Here is a 17488-nt window from a genome sequence, read left to right as displayed (position 1 = left end):
CCGCCTGCGCCTCGTCGTCGTCGGCGACGTGATGCTCGACGTCGACCTCTCCGGACCCGCCGAGCGGCTGAGCCCGGACGCCCCCGTCCCCGTGGTCGACGTGTCGGCCCGCAGTGCCCGCGCCGGCGGTGCCGGACTCGTCGCCCGGATGCTCGCCCGCGACGGGCACGAGGTGACGCTGGTGACCGCGCTCGCCGAGGACTCGGATCCGGACGTGGCGGAGCTGCGCGCCGAGCTGTCCGGCGTCCGCCTGGTCGCCGGGCCCTCGGGAGCGCCGACGCCGATGAAGACCCGCGTCGCCGCCTCCGGCCAGGCCGTCGTGCGGATCGACCGCGGCTGCGAGACGCCGCCCGTCCCCGGCGTCACCGACGCGATGCTCGCCGCGCTCGCCGACGCCGACGCCGTGATCGTCGCCGACTACGGCCGCCGCCTGACCGAGGAGCCGTCGCTCCGCACGGCGCTCGACGCGCTCACCGTGCCGCTGGTGTGGGATCCGCACCCGCGGGGCTCCCAGCCGGTCGCCGCCACCTCCCTCGCCACCCCGAACCTTGCCGAGGCCACCGCCTTCTCGGGAGCCGTCGGCCGCGGAGTGACGCGCGCCGAGTCCGCCGCGACCACCCTCCTCGAGCGCTGGGGCTGCGGTGCGGTCACCGTGACGATGGGATCCTCCGGCGCCCTGCTGCGCTCCCGCGGCGCCGGCGTCCCGGTCGTCGCACCGGCCGTCGCCGTGCCGCCCACCGACCCGTGCGGCGCGGGCGACCGGTTCGCCGCCTCCGCCGCCGTCGCCCTCGCCGAGGGTGCGAGCACGTCGGAGGCGGTGCAGGCGGCGGTCGCCGCAGCCGGCGCCTACCTCCTCGCGGGAGGGGTCGCCTCCCTCTCCGCTCCCGCCGACCCCGCACCCCTCCACGGCGGCGGGGTGGACGCCCTGCGCGTCGCCGAGTCCGTCCGCGCGGCAGGAGGAACGGTGGTCGCGACGGGCGGCTGCTTCGACCTGCTCCACGCCGGCCATGCCCGCACCCTCTCCGCCGCACGGGCTCTCGGCGACTGCCTGATCGTCTGCCTCAACTCGGACGACTCCGTCCGGCGCCTCAAGGGCGCGGCGCGGCCGATCATCCCCGAGGACGACCGCGTCGACCTGCTGCTCGCGCTCGAGTGCGTCGACGCCGTGCTGGTCTTCGGCGAGGACACGCCGGACGAGGCGCTGCGCCGCATCCGCCCCGACGTCTGGGTGAAGGGCGGCGACTACTCCGCCGAGTCCCTCCCCGAGACGGCGACGGTGGCGGAGTGGGGCGGCCGGGTCCTGACCGTGCCGTACCACCCGGGCCGCTCGACCACCCATCTCGCCGCCGCGCTCGCGCGCGTCGGCTGACCCGCGGCCCACGAGGCCCGCAGACCACCCCCGGAAGGAAACCATGAGCACCACTCCCACCCCCATCGGCCGCGTCCTGATCACCGGAGGAGCCTCCGGGCTCGGTGCGGCCGTCGCCGCCGCGGTCACCGCCGCGGGCGGCACCCCGATCGTGCTCGACCGCGACGTCTCGTCGGTGAAGGAGGGCGTCGCCGCCTACCAGGTCGACGTCGCGAAGACCCGCGAGGCCGAGAAGGCGGTCGTCGAGATCGCCCGCGAGCACGGCGGGCTCGACGCCGTCGTGACCGCGGCCGGCATCGACCGCTGCGGCCGCCTCGTCGATGTGGAGCCGGAGGAGTGGGAGCGCGTCATCTCCGTCAACCTCCTCGGCACCGCGGCCGTCGTCCGGGCGGCGCTGCCCTTCCTCACCGAGACCCACGGCCGCGTCGTCACCGTCGCCTCCTCGCTCGCGATCAAGGCCGTCTCGGACGCGACCGCGTACTGCGCCTCGAAGTTCGGCGTGCTCGGCTTCACCCGCGCGCTCGCGGCCGAGACCAAGGGCGAGATCGGAGTGACCACGCTGATCCCGTCGGGCATGAAGACGCGCTTCTTCGACGACCGCGACGAGCAGTACAAGCCGGGTCCGGACGCGCTGCTGAACGACCCGGAGAACGTGGCGAACGCCGTCATGTTCGTCCTCGGCCAGCCGCGCGGCTGCGAGGTCCGCGAGCTCGTCATCACGCATGAGGAGGAGCCGTCCTGGCCGTGATCCGCTGATCCGGGCGCGCCCCGGATCCCCCGCCGCGAGACGCCACCTCGGTCCGCACGCCCCGGCGCGTCGCGTACCGAGGTGGCGTCTCGCGGTTCAGCGGGTGGAGGCGAGCACCCCGCGGACGTCCTCGAGCACCGCCTCGACGCGCACGTCGCCGACGAACGTGACGTCGTGCTCGCAGCGCGGAGCGGTCCAGCCGACCTGCGTGGCGTCGCGCCCGCAGACCGGGCAGTGCGTGGTCCAGCTCAGCTGCACCCGGTGGCGCTGCCGCCCGAGGGCCGCGGCGTTGATCGCGTTGCCTACCCAGAAGACCCCGACCGTCGGAGCGCCGACCGCGGCGGCGAGATGGCGGGGTCCGGAGTCGTTGCCGAGCACGAGGTCGGCGAGCGAGAGCAGCGGAGCGAGGTCCGGGAGGTCCACGACGCCCGCCCAGGAGACCGCTCCCGGCGCTCCGGCGACGATCTCGTCGGCGGCGGGCACGTCCGAGGCGTCGCCCACCACCAGCACGCGCGCGCCGTCCGCCAGCAGCTCCGTCGCCACGGCGGCGAAGGAGGCGGCGGGCCAGCGCCGGCGGGGATCGGTCGCGCCGGGGTGGATCAGCACCAGCGGGCCGCCCGCGGGCAGCGCCGCGGCGAGGCGGTCCCGCCGCTCCGGATCCACGGCGAGCGCCGGCTCGAGGCGGGTCGCGGGCGCTCCTGCCAGCCCGACGATCTCGAGCGCCCGCAGCATCTCGTGCTGGTAGTAGACGTAGGGGATCGTGCGCTCGAGCTCCGCGGCGTCGTCGGTGCGCGACCCGACCGTGTGGCGCGCGCCGAGGCGCTGGAGGAACGGGTTGGAGTAGCGCCCGCCGCCGTGCAGCTGCACGGCCAGGTCGAAGCGGCGCGCGCGCATCCGCTCGGTGAAGTCCTCGACGACCCGGGGGTCCTCCCCCTCTCCGTCGCGGACGCCCTGCGCCACCGGCAGGATCTCGACGTCGGCGATCGGCGACTCGACGCCCGTCAGCAGGACCCGGTGCGCGGGCGTCCCGAGCAGGGTGATCTCGGCTCCCGGGTAGGCGGCCGCGAGGGCGTCGACGGCGGGCAGCGCGAACAGCAGGTCGCCGAGTCCGCCGCCGCGCAGGACGGCGATCCTCTCGACTCCGGCGAAGGGCTCTCGGAGGGGGGCGATGGCGACCACGACGGGTTCCTCTCAGGTGCGGAGGGCGCGCGGGCGCCGCTCCGGGGACGGTGCACTCCTCCACTTCCCCGCCGGGGCCGATCCGAAACCGGATCGTGGGCGAGCCCTCGTCGCCGATCCGGGGGCGGATTCCCGAGGCGGCGTGTCTAGGCGCGCACCACCCGGGTACCGGACGGATGCGTCCGCCACTCCGCGGGCGCCCCCGACCGAGAGGTGACCGTGACCATCGACATCACGACCCCCGCCACGACCGCCGCCGACGCCGTCCGCCGCGCGCGGACCGCGTTCCCCGCGTGGGCCGCCACCGCGCCCGCCGAGCGCGGCGCCCTGCTCCGTGCCGCCGCCCACCGCGTGGCCGAGCGCGAGCAGGAGCTCGCCGACCTCAACACGCAGGAGACGGGCAAGCCCGCCGGCGACGCGCTGGGCGGCGTGCGCGCCGGTGTCGACACGCTGCTCCAGTACGCCGAGCTCGGCCCGCTTCACCGCGGGAGGAGCCTGCGCGGAGGGGCTCTCAACGTCGATCTGGCCCTGCCGCACCCGCGCGGTGTCGTGCTCGCCCTCACTCCGTGGAACGACCCGGTCGCCGTCGCCGCGGGCCTCCTGGGCGCCGCGATCGTCTCCGGGGACGTCGTCGTGCACAAGCCGAGCGAGCGCAGCCCGGGCACGGGCGCCCTCTTCACGAGCATCCTCGCCGAGGCGCTGCCCGAGGGCGTGCTGACCCTGGTCGAGGGTGACGGGGCGGTCGGCGACGAGCTGGCGCGCACCGAGGGCGTCGACGTCCTCGCCCACGTCGGCTCGACCGCCACCGGCCGCGCGCTCGCCCGGGTCGCCGCCGTCACCGGCGCGCACGTGATCCTCGAGAACGGCGGCAACGACGCGCTGGTCGTCGACCGCGACGTCGACCCGGTCTGGGCCGCCGAGCAGGCCGCGCTGGGCGCCTTCGCCAACGCCGGCCAGATCTGCACCTCCGTCGAGCGGATCTACGTGCACCGCGACATCGCCGAGGCGTTCACGGCGGCGCTGGTCGCCGAGGCCGACCGCTGGAGCGCGGGCCCTCTCCCCCGCCTCGTCGACGCCCGCATGCGCGACGCCGTCCACGAGCACGTCACGGAGGCGCTCGACAGCGGCGCGCGCGCCCTCACCGGCGGCACTCCCGGGGACGGCACCTTCTACCCCGCGACCGTCCTGGCCGACTGCACCGAGTCGATGCTGGTGATGACGGAGGAGACCTTCGGGCCCGTCGCGCCGATCCGCGTCGTCGACTCCTTCGACGAGGGCCTGGACTTGGCCGCCGCGAGCCCCTACGGCCTGGCCGCCTCGATCCTCACCGCCGACATGGAGCACGCGCACCGCGCCGCGGCGACGCTGCCGGTCGGCACCGTCAAGGTCAACGGCGTCTTCGGAGGAGCGCCGGGCGGCAGCGCCCAGCCCCGCGGAGCATCCGGCTCCGGCTTCGGCTACGGCCCGGAGCTGCTCGACGAGATGACCACCACCACGGTCGTGCACTTCGGCCTGCCCGTCCTGCCGGGAGGCGCGCGATGAGCCTCGAGGGCTCGGCGCTCCAGCGGGCGAGCGCCCTCCTGGCGCACGTCCACGAGCGCCCGCCGGTCGTCGCCGTGATCGGAGACCTCATCCTCGACTCCTGGTGGCTCGGCGAGGCGGAGCGCGTCACGCGGGAGGCGCCCGCGCCGGTCCTGCGGCTCGAGGACGTCGTCGACGTCGCGGGCGGGGCCGCCAACACCGCCGCCAACCTGCGCGCGCTGGGCGCCGTCGTCCGCACGGTCGGCGTGGCCGGACGCGACTCCGAGGGCGATCGGCTCGTGCGCGCCCTCGAGCGGGCCGGCCTGGACACCTCCCGGGTCGTCCGCACCGGCGCTGCGACGACGATCAAGACCCGCGTGGTCGGCGGCGACAGCGTGATGCTGCGCGTCGACTCCGGCCCGCACCGCCCGGCCGACGACGAGCTGGCCCTGCTCGCCGGTGCCGCCGCCGAGGCCGCCGCGGGCGCCGACGCCGTCCTGGTCTGCGACTACGGCTCGGGGATCCTCCGCGAGGCCGTCGAGCGCCTGCTCGCCGTCGGGCGCCCCGGCCTCCTCGTGATCGACGCGCACGAGCTCGCCGACTGGGCCTTCGCACGGCCGGACCTCGTCACGCCGAACGCCAAGGAGGCGGAGCGGCTGCTCGGCGGCTCCCTCGGCCGCGGGACGGAGCGGGCCGCCGCCGTGCGCGACGCGGCGGACGACCTGCGCGCCCGCTCGGGCGCCCGGCACGTCGTGGTCACCCTCGACCGGGACGGCTCCACCGCCCTCGACGCCGACGGCACGGTCAGCCGCACCTTCGCTCAGCCCGCGGAGGAGAAGCAGGCGTCCGGCGCCGGCGACACCTTCGCCGCGACCGCCACCCTCGCCCTCGCCGCCGGCCGCTCCCTGGCCACCGCCGTCGATCTGGCGCAGGCCGCCGCCGACGTGGTCGTGCAGCGCCCCGGCACCTCCGTCTGCTCGGGCGACGACCTGCTCGCCTCCCTCGCCGCTCCCGGCGCCGTCGTGCTCGGCGAGGACGCCCTCGTCGAGGTCCTCGCGGAGCAGGCGCGCCGCGGTCGCCGCGTGGTCTTCACCAACGGCTGCTTCGACGTCCTGCACCGCGGCCACACCGCCTACCTCCGCCAGGCCCGCGAGCTCGGCGACGTGCTCGTGGTCGCGGTGAACGACGACGACTCCGTCCGGCGGCTGAAGGGCGAGGGACGGCCGATCAACCCGGAGGGCGACCGCGCGGGCGTGATCGCCGAGCTGGGCTGCGTCGACTACGTGACGCTCTTCGGCGGAGACACCCCCATCCCGCTGCTCGAGCGCGTGCAGCCCGACGTCTACGTGAAGGGCGGGGACTACAACCCCGACATGCTCGCGGAGGCGGCCGTCGTCCGCTCCTACGGGGGCGTCGTCACCACGGTCGGCTACGTCTCGGAGCACTCCACGACCGAGATGGTCCAGCGCATCCGAGCGGCCGCGCCGTGACCAGCCGCCGGTGGTCCGGGCGCTGGGGGGTCCCGGAGGCTCCCCGGCAGCCGCTGATCGACGTACTGGTGCCGACGGTCGGCCGCCGTGCCGAGCTCGCCGCCACGCTCGCCGGACTCGCCGCCCAGGACGACCCGCCCTTCCGCGTGATCGTGAGCGACCAGTCCGACGACGCGGTCGCCGAGAGCGACCCGACGATCCTCGCGATGCTGCGCGTGCTGGAGGCGCAGGGCCGGGCTCCGGTGGTGCGCCGGCACCTGCCCCGGCGCGGGCTCGCGGAGCAGAGGCACTACCTCCTCTCCCTCGCCACCGCCCCGGCCGTCCTCTTCCTCGACGACGACGTGTGGCTCGAGCCGGGCACGCTCTCGCGGCTGCACGAGGCCCTCGAGCGCCTCGACTGCGGCTTCGTCGGCTCCGCGGTGCAGGGCCTGTCCTACCTCGAGGACGTGCGCCCGCACGAGACCGAGTCGTTCGAGACCTGGGAGGAGCGCGTGGAGCCCGAGCGGGTGCGGCGCGGAACCCCTGAGTTCGAGCGCTGGCCGCTGCACAACGCGGCGAATCTCACGCACGTCGCCGCCCGCCTCGACGTCCCGGAGGGCGCCTGGCGCGCGTACCGGGTCGCCTGGCTGGGCGCGTGCGTCCTCTACCGCCGCGACGCCCTCCTGGCCGTCGGCGGCTTCGACTTCTGGGAGCAGCTGCCCCCGGAGCACAGCGGTGAGGACGTCGCCGCGCAGTGGCGCGTCATGGAGCGCTTCGGCGGCGCGGGCCTCGTGCCCAGCGGCGCCGTGCACCTCGAGACGCCCACGACGGTCACCGACCGGCGCGTCGACGCCTTCGACCGGCTCTTCGCCGAAGAGCACTCGTAACACTCAGCAAGGCGACGAAAGGACAGCACGATGGACGCACCGAACCCGATCCAGATCCAGAAGTACCTCTCGGGCATCGACTACCCCGCCTCGAAGGACACGATCGTCGAGACCGCCGAGAAGGAGGGCGCGGACGGCGACGTCCTCGAGGCCCTCCGTGCGATCCCGGACGGCGACTACGAGAAGCCCACCGACGTGAGCTCGGCCGTCTCGAAGGTCTGACCACCCTCCGCGGGACGCCGCTCCGGTGCACGGCACGCCGTGCCTGCCGTACCGGAGCGGCGTCCCGCGATCGGCGATCGGCCGGCGCGGAGAGCCCGGGTCAGGCGGAGGCGTGCTCGCGCTCGCGCAGGACGCCGGACTCGAGCGCCTGGAACGACAGCACCTTGTAGCCCTCGGACTCGAAGAAGATCGTCGCCCGGTCGGCCTCCACGCTCATCACGGTGCCGGCGCCCCACTCGCGGTGCTCCACCGACTCGTCGACGCTCAGAGAGGCGTCCACGGGCGCCTCCACGGTCTCGCCGCTCGCCTCGTGCCGCTCGCAGCCGTCGCAGTTGCCGCACCATTCGGCCGACTCCACGCCGAAGTAGTCCAGCAGGACCCGGCGGCGGCACTGGCTGGTCTCCGCGTACGCGCGCATCATCGACAGGCGCGACTCCGCGATCCGCTCGCGGGAGGCCAGAGCCTCCTTCACCGCGTGCACGGCCTCGTCGCCCGAGGCCTCGCGCGTCGCGCGCAGACCGGACCCGGTCTCCACCAGCCCCGCGTCCGCGAGATCGTTGACGATCCGGGCGATCGTGCGGGCCGGCTTCCCCAGCTCCCTCGCGAGAGCCGCGGAGTCGAGCCCCGGCTGCTCCGAGACGGCCGCCCAGATCACGCGCAGCGCGGCCTTGTCGACCGAGCGCTTGGCGAAGAAGCGGCGGAGACCCAGATCCTCGGCGCGGTAGTGCAGCGCGCCCGTGGCCGGCTCGCCGTCGCGGCCCGCGCGGCCGATCTCCTGGTAGTAGGCGTCGAGCGACTCGGTGGTCGTCGCGTGCAGCACGAAGCGGACGTCGGCCCGGTCGATGCCCATCCCGAAGGCCGAGGTAGCGACGACGACGTCGAGCTCGCCGGCGCGCCACTGCTCGTGCACGACCTTGCGCTCGGACACCTTGAGTCCGGCGTGGTACGCCGCGACCCGGCGCCCCTCCGCCGCGATGTCGGCCGCGTAGGCCTCCGTCTCCTTGCGGGTGGCGACGTAGACCAGGCCCGGAGCCGTCCAGCTGCGCGCCTCCTCGACCACGGCGGCGCGCTTCTCGTTCTCGCTCTCGTGGCGGTGCACCACCAGCCGGATCTCCGGACGGTCGACGCCGTGCACCTGGATCTCGGGGTCGGTCATCCGGAGGCGCTCGATGATCTCGTCGCGCACCGGCCCGGAGGCGGTGGCGGTCATCGCGAGCACCGGCGGGTCCCCGAGCTCGCCGCGCACATCGGCCAGGCGGAGGTAGTCGGGGCGGAAGTCGTGGCCCCAGGAGGAGACGCAGTGCGCCTCGTCGACGACCAGGAGCGACACTCCTGCGGCCGCCAGACGCGCCACGTTCTCGGGCTTGGCGAGCTGCTCGGGCGCCAGGAGCACGTAGAGCGGGCCGCCCTCGTCGATCCGGTCCCAGGCGCGGGCGACGGCCGCGGCGCCCTGGGAGGAGTTGATCGCGACGGCGGGCGGGGCCGCCGGAGCCGCCTCGATCGCGGCGAGCTGGTCGGCCTGCAGGGCGACGAGCGGGGAGACGACCAGGACGACGCCGCCGCGCTCGGCTCCGGCGATCTGGTAGACCGCGGACTTGCCGCCGCCCGTCGCCAGCACCAGCAGCGTGTCGCGCCCGGAGGCGGCCGACTCGATCGCCTCGCGCTGACCGGGGAGCAGCGACGACCAGCCGAAGTCCTCCCGGGCGATGCGGCTGACGGAGTCGGTGCGGGAGGAGTTCATAGCTCGACGCTACGACCAGACGGCCCCGGAGGCAGTCCGCTTGACAGCGCCGGGGAGCACGGTGAAGGCGCGTCGCCCGGCCTCACGGCCCGCCTCTGCCCCCTCGTCCCCGCGCTGTCAACGTCCTGCGGAGGGGCCCGTCGCGTGCTGGGCTGGAGCCCCGACGAGAGGAGCCGACATGGCCGACCAGAACGTGAACGAGGACCTTCCCGGATCCGGCGGCGACGCCGTTCCGAACACCGGCGGCGCGCAGACGGTGCTGCCCGGCGAGGACGCGGCCGACGCCTCCGCCGCGGGGGCCGCTCCCGGGGGCACCGCGATCGACCGCGGTGTCACGGACGCCGTGACCGACGGTGACAGCGGAGGAGACACCGTCTCCGGCGACGCCGACCTGCCGGACGAGACCGAGGGCGCGGTCGGCAGCGACCCGGCGAGCGCCGACTGACGTCCCGCTCGGACGTGTCCGGCCCGCCGGATCCGAGGATCCGCGCGGGCCGGAGGCGCTCGTCCCTCCGCGGAGGAGGGCCCGGGCTCAGCGCCGGACGACCACCGGGTTGAACAGCGTGCCGATGCCCTCGACGTCGACCGCGACGGTGTCCCCGTTCGCGATCGGCCCGACGCCGGCGGGCGTCCCGGTGAGGATCACGTCCCCGGGGAGCAGCGTGAAGATGCGCGAGACGTAGGCCACGAGCTCGGGCACCCCGTGGATCATGTCGCCGGTGCTGCCCGACTGCTGCACGCGCCCGTTGACGCGCGTCTCGATCGCGCTCTCGTTCCAGACGAACTCGGTCTCGATGACCGGGCCGAGCGGGCAGAAGGTGTCGTAGCCCTTCGCCCGCGCCCACTGGCCGTCGGAGCGCTGGAGGTCGCGTGCGGTGACGTCGTTGGCGATGGTGTACCCGAAGACCACGTCCTCGTAGTCCTCCGTGCGGACGTTGCGGGCCACGGCGCCGATCACGATCGCCAGCTCGCCCTCGAACTCCACCTGCTGGCTGTCCTCGGGGAGGACGATCGCCTCGTCCGGGCCGATGACCGACGTGTTCGGCTTGAGGAACACCAGCGGCTCAGCCGGGGCGTCACCGCCCATCTCAGCCGCGTGGTCGGCGTAGTTCTTCCCGATGCCGACGACCTTGGAGCGCGGGATCACCGGCGCGAGGAGCTTCGCCTCCGCGATCGGGATGCGCTCCCCCGTGGTGTCGAACCCGGCGAACATCGGGTCGCCGGCGAGCACGACCAGGTCGTCCTCGTCCACGATCCCGAAGTGGATCGCTCCCCCGTTGTCCCCGTCGCGCTGCGTGGCGAATCGTGCGATCTTCATGCGTCCAGCCTCGTCATCCATCCGTGCGTGTCCTCGCGGCGTCCGTACTGGATGCCGGTCAGCTCCTCGCGGAGCGACATCGTGAGCTCCCCGGCGGGCGCGCCCTCGCGGCCGACGGAGAAGCCCTCGCCCTTGAGCTCGGCGATCGGGGTGATCACGGCGGCGGTCCCGCAGGCGAACACCTCGACCACATCGCCGGAGGCCACTCCGTCGCGCCACTCGTCGATGCTCACGCGGCGCCGCTCGACGCGGTGGCCGCGGTCCTCGGCGAGCTGCAGGACGCTGTCGCGCGTGATGCCCTCGAGGATCGAGTCCGATTCCGGGGTGACCAGCGTGCCGTCCTTCTTCACCAGCACCACGTTCATGCCGCCGAGCTCCTCGATCCACTGCGACTCCTGCGAGTCGAGGAAGAGGACCTGCGCGCAGCCGTGGCTGTAGGCCTCCTGCTGCGGGAGGAGGGAGGAGGCGTAGTTGCCACCCGTCTTCGCCGCTCCCGTGCCGCCCTTGCCCGCCCGGGCGTAGGAGGTGGAGAGCCAGATCGACACGGGGGCGACGCCGCCCGAGAAGTAGGCGCCGGCGGGGCTGGCGATCACGTAGTAGCCGACGTCCTCGGCCGCGCGCACGCCGAGGAACGCCTCCTGCGCGAACATGAACGGGCGCAGGTAGAGGCTGGTCTCCGGCTCCGAGGGGACCCAGTCGCCGTCGACCGCGATCAGCTGCCGCAGCGACTCGACGAAGAGGTCCGTCGGGAGCTCCGGCAGCGCGAGGCGGCGGGCCGAGCGCTGCAGGCGGCGCGCGTTCGCCTCCGGGCGGAAGGTCCAGACGGAGCCGTCCTCGTGGCGGTAGGCCTTCATCCCCTCGAAGATCTCCTGCGCGTAGTGCAGGACGGCGGCGGCGGGGTCGAGTGCGAGCGGGCCGTAGGGCTCGACGCGGGCGCTGTGCCAGCCGTCCGTGCGGGTCCAGCGGAGGCCGACCATGTGGTCGGTGAAGTGCATGCCGAAGCCGGGGTTCGCGAGGATCCGGGCGCGCTCCTCGGCGGAGCGGGGCGCGGGGGCGGCGGTCACCTCGAACGCGAGGTCGGCGGGGGCGGAGTCGGTGCTCATCGTGGTGGTGTCCTTCTGCGGGGGATCAGCGGAGGCGGGCGACGACGGAGTCGCCGATCGCGGCCGTGGAGCGCGGGGTGCCGTCGCGCGACTCGATGTCGGCGGTCACGGCCGCGGTGACGCGGGCGGCCTCGTCGCTCCGGCCGAGGTGGTCCAGCAGCATCGCGGCCGAGAAGATCGCGGCGGTCGGGTCGGCGAGCTGCCGTCCGGCGATGTCGGGCGCGGATCCGTGGACCGGCTCGAACATGCTGGGGAACGCGCCGTCGGGGTTGATGTTGCCCGAGGCCGCGAGTCCGATGCCGCCGCTGATCGCGCCGGCCAGATCGGTCAGGATGTCGCCGAAGAGGTTGTCGGTGACGATGACGTCGAACCTAGCAGGGTCGGTCACGAGGAAGATCGTGGCGGCGTCCACGTGGAGGTAGTCGACGGCCACGTCCTCGAAGGCGGCCCCCACCTCGTCGACGATCCGCTTCCAGAGCGAGCCGGAGAAGACGAGGACGTTCGTCTTGTGCACGAGCGTCAGCCGGGAGCGACGCGTGCGGGCGAGCTCGAACGCGTGTCGGACGACGCGCTCGACCCCGTAGGCGGTGTTGACCGACACCTCGTTGGCGACCTCGTGCGGGGTGCCCTGCCGGATCGAGCCGCCGGTGCCGACGTAGGGCCCCTCCGTGCCCTCGCGGACGACCACGAAGTCGACCTCGCCGGGAGCCGCGAGCGGCGAGGCGACGCCCGCGTAGAGACGGGTGGGCCGCAGGTTGACGTAGTGGTCGAGCTCGAAGCGCAGCCGCAGGAGCAGTCCGCGCTCGATGTTCGCGTCCCGGAGGCGCGGGTCGCCCGGTGCTCCGCCGACGGCGCCCAGGAGGATCGCGTCGTGCCCCGCGATCGCCGCGAGGTCCTCGTCGGTGAGGACGTCGCCGGTCTCGAGGTAGCGGGCGGCGCCGAGCGAGAAGGTGGTCGTCTCGAGCACCAGATCGGAGTCGGCGGTGACGGCGTCGAGGACCTTGACGGCCTCGGCGGTCACCTCGGGCCCGATCCCGTCTCCGGGGATGACGGCGAGCTTCACGGTGCGGGGCATGGCGGTCCTCAGGCGTACGGGGTCGGAGTCCCCCCAGCGTACTCGCGGCCCGCCCGCGCCGCGGTCCGGGGCACGCGCCCCCGTCGGGCTGGCGAGGGCCGCCCGGGAGGCGCTGCGCGTCCCGGGCGGCCTCCGTCGGGAGGAGAGGAGGAGCGTCAGCTCCGGCGGAGGCGCCAGGCGCCGACCGCGGCGGCGGCCAGCACGAGGACGACGCCGAGCCAGGCCGACCAGCCGACGCCCGAGTCGAACGCCGCGCTCGCCGACGCGACGAGGCTCGCGGCGGAGTCGGCGGGCAGCTCGCCGGCGACCGAGACGGCGCCACCGAGGGTCTCCCCGGCCCGCTGCGCCTGCGCGGCGTCGAGGCCCTCGGGCAGCACGACTCCCCCGCGGTACACGGCGGTGAGGACCGTGCCGAGCGTCGCGGTGCCGAGGACCGCGCCGAGCTCGTAGGCGGTCTCGGAGACGGCGGAGGCCGCACCGGCCTTGTCGGCGGGCGCGTTGGCCAGGATCAGCTCGTTCGACACCGTCTCGGCCGCACCGATGCCCAGGCCGAGGAACGCGAAGGCGACGGCGACGGTGAGCGCGGACGCTCCTCCGGGCGCCCCGCTGCCGAGTGCCAGCAGGATGTACCCGACGGCCGAGACCAGCAGTCCGGCCGGGACGACGAGGCGCGGAGCGACGCGGCGCGCGATCGGCACCACGCCGAGCCCGGCCAGGATCATCACGGCGAGGCCCGGCACGAGCACGAGGCCCGCCTCCAGGGGCGAGAGCCCGACCACGAGCTGCAGGTGCTGCGAGAGGAAGAAGAGCCCGCCGACCAGCGCGGTGACGCTGAGGAGGTTGACCACGATCGCCGCACTGAACGAGCCGCGGCGGAAGAGCGAGAGATCGAGCATCGGCGAGGCCCGGCGCTGCTGGCGGCGGACGAACAGAGCTCCCGAGACGACGCCCACGACGAGCGCCGCGACGCCGACCGCGTCGATCCCGTGCTCGGCGAAGGACTTCACCGCGTAGACGACCGGCGCCATGGTCGCCAGCGACAGCAGGATGCTGACCACGTCGACCGGGCCGGGCTGCGGGTCGCGCGACTCCGGCACCAGGATCGGCACCAGGACGACCAGCGGGAGCAGCACGGGCACCGCGAGCAGGAACACCGACCCCCAGGGGAAGTGCTCGAGCAGCACGCCGCCGACCAGCGGGCCGATGCCCGAGCCCACGGCGAAGCCGGTCGCCCAGATCGCGATCGCGAGGCGGCGCTGGTCGCGGTCGGGGAAGACGCTGCGCAGGAGCGAGAGCGTCGAGGGCATCAGCATCGCGCCGAAGAAGCCCAGTGCCGCGCGGGCGCCGATGAGCGCCGCGGCGGTGGGAGCGAACGCGGCCACGACCGAGACGGCGGCGAAGCCGACCGCGCCGACCAGCAGGAGGCGCCGCCGCCCGACGCGGTCGCCGAGGCTGCCCATCGCCACCAGCAGGCCCGCGAGCACCAGCGGGTAGGCGTCGACGATCCACAGCAGCTCGGTGCCGGAGGGGCCCAGATCCTCGGCGATCGAGGGGAGCGCGAAGTTCAGCACCGTGTTGTCGACCGAGACCAGCAGCACCGGGAGCATCAGCACCGCGAGCGCCACCCAGGCGCGTCGCCCGACCCTGTCGGCGGCGCCGGCGGTGTCGTGGGTGGAGACGGGAGCGGTGCGCGCGGACACGGGGACGACCTTTCAGAGGAGAACGAAGCGAGTATACCGTCCAGCCGGTACAGTCGCCACTGATCCGCCGTAGGATGGTCGCCGTGCCTCCTGCCCCCGCCCGCGACCGCGTCCTCGACGCGTTCGAGCAGCTCCTCATCGAGCAGGGCGAGCGCGCCGCGACCCTCGACGCCGTCGCCCGCGAGGCCGGAGTCTCCAAGGGCGGGCTGCTCTACCACTTCCCCTCGAAGGACGCCCTCGTCGACGGGCTCCTTCAGCGCCTCGACGCGCGGCGGGAGGCGGACGTCGCGCAGAGCCTCGCCGCTCCCGAGGGCGTGGTCGCCTACCTGCTGCGCACCTCCTTCGCCGCCGACTCGGCCTTCGACCGCACGATCCTCGCCGTGTCGCGCATCGCGCAGGGGCACGACGAACGCGCCAGCGGCGGCCTCGCGCGGATCCACGACAGCTGGAACGAGGTGGTCGCCGACGCCGTGGGCGACCCGCTCGTCGCCCGGGCGATCGTCCTGATGAGCGACGGGCTCTACTACAACTCCGCCCTGCTCCCCACGGGCTCGCCGTCGCGCGGCGAGGCCGAGGACGTCCTCGCGGTCGTCCAGCGCCTCCTCGGGAGCTGAGCCGCGCCGCCCCGGCGGACCCGCTACAGCTCGACGACCCCGTCGATCAGGGTCACCGTCGCGCCGCCGATCCAGATCGCGCCGTCCGTGCTCTCGACGCGCACGCGCCCGGCTCGGCCCAGCGCCGCCCCCTGAGCGGCCGTGTAGCGCTCGGGCAGCACACCGCTGCCGATCAGCCACTGGGCGATCCCCGCGTTGAGGCTCCCCGTCACCGGATCCTCGGACACACCGGCGTCGGGGATGAACGCCCGCACCTCGACCGCGCACTCGCCTCCCGCCGGATGCTCGCCCACGACGCCGACGGGGAGCCCGGCGAGGAGAGCCTGGTCCGGCCGCAACGCGAGGACCTGCTCCGCCGACGCGAGCCGCACGGCCAGCCAGCCGGGACCGTTGTCGACCCACTCGTGGTCGAGGATCTCCGCGCGCGGGATCCGCAGAGCCGCGGCCACCCGCTCGAGCGTCGCCTCGTCGACCGGTCCGGTCCGCCGGCGGGGCGGGGCGGCGAAGGCGATGCCCTCCTCCGTCACCCGCAGTCGGACGAGACCCGCGGCGCACTCCTGCACGAGCTCCCCCGCCGCGCGGGCCGTCCCTCCGGCCGCGAGCCAGGCGTGCGCGCTCCCGAGGGTCGGGTGCCCGGCGAAGGGCAGCTCCCCGCCCGGCGTGAAGATCCGCAGCCGGTAGTCGGCCGCGGGGTCGCTCGGGCGGAGGAGGAAGGTCGTCTCGGACAGGTTCGTCCAGCGCGCGAACTCCGCCATCGCGGCGTCGCTCACGCCGTCGCCGTCGACGACGACCGCCACCGGGTTGCCCCGGAACGGCGCGGCGCCGAAGACGTCGACCTGAGCGAACCGCCGCGTGCTCACTGCTCGGTGATGTCGATCTCCTGCATGAGGTCGGCGTCGATCGCGACGCGGACCTTCTCGAGCAGGCCGTCGGGGGCGGGGGAGTCGATGGTGATCACCGAGAGCGCCTTGCCGCCCGCCTCGGTGCGCGCGATCTGCATGCCCGCGATGTTGACCGCGGCGTCGCCGAACTCGCGGCCGTAGACCGCGACGATCCCGGGGCGGTCGACGTAGCTCATGACGACGAGGTGCTTCGCGAGGGGGACCTCGACGTCGTAGCCGTTGATCGCCACGATCTTCTCGACCTGCTTGGTGCCGGTCAGCGTGCCCGAGACCGAGATCTGCGAGCCGTCCGAGAGCGCGCCGCGCAGCGTGATCACGTTGCGGTACTCGTCCGAGACCGGCTCCGTGATCAGGCGCACCTCGATGCCGCGCTGCTCCGCGAGCACCGGCGCGTTGACGTAGGACACCGTCTCCGAGACCACGTTGGTGAACACGCCTTTGAGGGCCGCCAGCTTGAGAACCTTCACGTCGTAGCCGGCCAGCTCGCCGCGCACCTCGACGTCGATGGAGGTGACCGGCGAGTCCGCGAGGCCCGAGAAGACCTGGCCGAGCTTCTCGACCAGCGGGATGCCGGGGCGCACGTACTCGTCGATCACGCCGCCGGCGACGTTCACGGCGTCCGGCACGAGCTCGCCCGAGAGCGCGAGGCGCACCGAGCGGGCGACCGAGACGCCGGCCTTCTCCTGCGCCTCGTCGGTCGAGGCTCCGAGGTGCGGAGTGACGACCACGTTCTCGAGGGCGAGCAGCGGCGATCCGGTCGGCGGCTCCTTGACGAACACGTCGAGCCCGGCGCCGGCGATGGTCTTCGCGACGAGCGCGCGGTGCAGCGCGTCCTCGTCGATGAGGCCGCCGCGGGCCACGTTCACGATGAACGCCGACGGCTTCATCAGCGCCAGCTGATCGTCCGAGATCATGCCCGTCGTCTCGGGGGTCCTCGGCATGTGGATCGTGATGAAGTCGCTCTCGGCCAGCAGCTCCTCCAGGGAGAGGAGCGTGACGCCGAGCTGCTGCGCGCGGGCGCTGGTCACGTAGGGGTCGTAGGCGACGACGTTCACGCCGAAGGCCTGCAGGCGCGCGGTGATCAGCGCGCCGATGCGGCCGAGGCCGATGATGCCGACGGTCTTCTCGTAGAGCTCGACGCCCGTGTACTTCGAGCGCTTCCAGAGGCCCTGCGCGAGCGCGCTGTGCGCGGCGGGGATGTGGCGGGCGAGGCTCAGGATGTGGCCGACGGTGAGCTCGGCGGCCGAGATGATGTTCGAGGTCGGTGCGTTCACGACCATGACCCCCGCGGCGGTCGCGGCGGTGATGTCGACGTTGTCCAGACCCACACCGGCGCGGGCGATCACCTGGAGCGAGGGGGCCGCGGCGATCGCCTCCGCGTCGACCTGCGTCGCGGAGCGCACGAGGATCGCGTGCGCCGTGGCGAGGGCCTCGAGCAGCGCCGGGCGGTCGGTGCCGTCCACGGAGCGGATCTCGAAGTCGGGACCGAGCGCGTCCACGGTGGCGGGCGAGAGTTCTTCGGCGATCAGGACGACCGGCTTTGTCACGAGAGGCGCTTCCTTCGGAGAGGGGACGGAGCGGGCACCGAGGCGGGGGCGTCGGCAGCCCCCCGACACTGTAGCGGAGGGGTGCGCGCGCCC

16 protein-coding genes are annotated in these 17488 nt (G+C 74.3%); 8 read left to right on the top strand and 8 right to left on the bottom strand.

The window, feature by feature from the left end:
- Positions 1-4: 4 nt before the first annotated feature.
- Together C5C39_RS04245 and C5C39_RS04240 are read left to right on the top strand one after the other, a co-directional pair.
- Positions 5-1369, top strand: coding sequence for a PfkB family carbohydrate kinase (locus C5C39_RS04245; RefSeq protein ID WP_104352789.1), 1365 nt, complete (start codon positions 5-7; stop codon positions 1367-1369).
- A gap of 43 nt (positions 1370-1412) precedes the next feature.
- Positions 1413-2117 carry an SDR family oxidoreductase gene (locus tag C5C39_RS04240; RefSeq protein WP_104250150.1) on the top strand — a complete coding sequence of 235 codons (705 nt, stop codon included), beginning with the start codon at positions 1413-1415 and terminating at the stop codon, positions 2115-2117.
- A gap of 96 nt (positions 2118-2213) precedes the next feature.
- On the opposite strand, the gene C5C39_RS04235 is transcribed toward C5C39_RS04240, so the two are convergent.
- Positions 2214-3296 carry a glycosyltransferase family 9 protein gene (locus C5C39_RS04235; protein ID WP_104274359.1) on the bottom strand — a complete coding sequence of 361 codons (1083 nt, stop codon included), beginning with the start codon at positions 3294-3296 and terminating at the stop codon, positions 2214-2216.
- Positions 3297-3515: 219 nt separating this feature from the next.
- Here C5C39_RS04235 and C5C39_RS04230 point away from each other — a divergent pair, with 219 nt between their 5' ends.
- The 4 genes from C5C39_RS04230 to C5C39_RS04215 are packed head-to-tail and all read left to right on the top strand — an operon-like array spanning position 3516 to position 7395.
- Positions 3516-4838 (top strand): aldehyde dehydrogenase, encoded by a 1323-nt coding sequence (locus tag C5C39_RS04230; RefSeq protein ID WP_258064160.1) that lies wholly within the window; start codon positions 3516-3518, stop codon positions 4836-4838.
- Complete coding sequence (gene rfaE2 / locus C5C39_RS04225; protein WP_104352746.1) at positions 4835-6307, top strand: D-glycero-beta-D-manno-heptose 1-phosphate adenylyltransferase; 1473 nt, start codon at positions 4835-4837, stop codon at positions 6305-6307. The genes C5C39_RS04230 and rfaE2 overlap by 4 nt, the downstream gene beginning before the upstream one ends.
- The gene (locus C5C39_RS04220; protein ID WP_219812158.1) at positions 6304-7173 is read left to right on the top strand and encodes a glycosyltransferase family A protein; all 870 of its coding nucleotides are present in this window, start codon (positions 6304-6306) and stop codon (positions 7171-7173) included. The genes rfaE2 and C5C39_RS04220 overlap by 4 nt, the downstream gene beginning before the upstream one ends.
- A 30-nt stretch (positions 7174-7203) precedes the next feature.
- Entirely contained in the window at positions 7204-7395 is a 192-nt protein-coding gene (locus C5C39_RS04215; RefSeq protein ID WP_104223528.1) for a DUF2795 domain-containing protein, read from the top strand.
- Positions 7396-7495: 100 nt separating this feature from the next.
- Here the strand turns inward: C5C39_RS04215 and C5C39_RS04210 are convergent, their stop codons facing one another.
- Positions 7496-9136 (bottom strand): RecQ family ATP-dependent DNA helicase, encoded by a 1641-nt coding sequence (locus C5C39_RS04210; protein WP_104352745.1) that lies wholly within the window; start codon positions 9134-9136, stop codon positions 7496-7498.
- Between the two features lie 178 nt (positions 9137-9314).
- Between C5C39_RS04210 and C5C39_RS04205 the strand changes: the two genes are divergently transcribed.
- On the top strand, positions 9315-9581 hold the full coding sequence (locus C5C39_RS04205) for a hypothetical protein (protein WP_104226254.1): 267 nt from the start codon (positions 9315-9317) through the stop codon (positions 9579-9581).
- Positions 9582-9668: 87 nt separating this feature from the next.
- On the opposite strand, the gene C5C39_RS04200 is transcribed toward C5C39_RS04205, so the two are convergent.
- The 4 genes from C5C39_RS04200 to C5C39_RS04185 all read right to left on the bottom strand — a co-directional run bounded on the left by C5C39_RS04200 (position 9669) and on the right by C5C39_RS04185 (position 14332).
- The gene (locus tag C5C39_RS04200) at positions 9669-10454 is read right to left on the bottom strand and encodes a fumarylacetoacetate hydrolase family protein (protein ID WP_104352744.1); all 786 of its coding nucleotides are present in this window, start codon (positions 10452-10454) and stop codon (positions 9669-9671) included.
- Entirely contained in the window at positions 10451-11557 is a 1107-nt protein-coding gene (locus C5C39_RS04195; protein WP_104226252.1) for a branched-chain amino acid aminotransferase, read from the bottom strand. The genes C5C39_RS04200 and C5C39_RS04195 overlap by 4 nt, the downstream gene beginning before the upstream one ends.
- Positions 11558-11582: 25 nt before the next feature.
- Positions 11583-12632 (bottom strand): 3-isopropylmalate dehydrogenase, encoded by a 1050-nt coding sequence (locus C5C39_RS04190; protein ID WP_104352743.1) that lies wholly within the window; start codon positions 12630-12632, stop codon positions 11583-11585.
- Positions 12633-12787: 155 nt separating this feature from the next.
- The gene (locus tag C5C39_RS04185) at positions 12788-14332 is read right to left on the bottom strand and encodes an MFS transporter (protein WP_258064161.1); all 1545 of its coding nucleotides are present in this window, start codon (positions 14330-14332) and stop codon (positions 12788-12790) included.
- 74 nt (positions 14333-14406) lie between these two features.
- Here C5C39_RS04185 and C5C39_RS04180 point away from each other — a divergent pair, with 74 nt between their 5' ends.
- Positions 14407-14946: a TetR/AcrR family transcriptional regulator gene (locus C5C39_RS04180; protein ID WP_104239274.1), complete on the top strand. Its 540-nt coding sequence runs from the start codon at positions 14407-14409 to the stop codon at positions 14944-14946.
- A 23-nt stretch (positions 14947-14969) separates the two neighbouring features.
- On the opposite strand, the gene C5C39_RS04175 is transcribed toward C5C39_RS04180, so the two are convergent.
- Positions 14970-15806 (bottom strand): PhzF family phenazine biosynthesis protein, encoded by an 837-nt coding sequence (locus C5C39_RS04175; protein WP_104352742.1) that lies wholly within the window; start codon positions 15804-15806, stop codon positions 14970-14972.
- Entirely contained in the window at positions 15803-17395 is a 1593-nt protein-coding gene (gene serA, locus C5C39_RS04170) for a phosphoglycerate dehydrogenase (RefSeq protein WP_104223535.1), read from the bottom strand. Before serA ends, C5C39_RS04175 begins: the two co-directional genes overlap by 4 nt.
- Positions 17396-17488: the final 93 nt, after the last annotated feature.

It is taken from the genome of Rathayibacter sp. AY1F3, from assembly GCF_002931975.1.
GTDB lineage: Bacteria > Actinomycetota > Actinomycetes > Actinomycetales > Microbacteriaceae > Rathayibacter.
The sequence above is the reverse complement of the archived record's forward strand: the minus strand, read 5'-3'. Positions and strand labels throughout refer to the sequence as shown.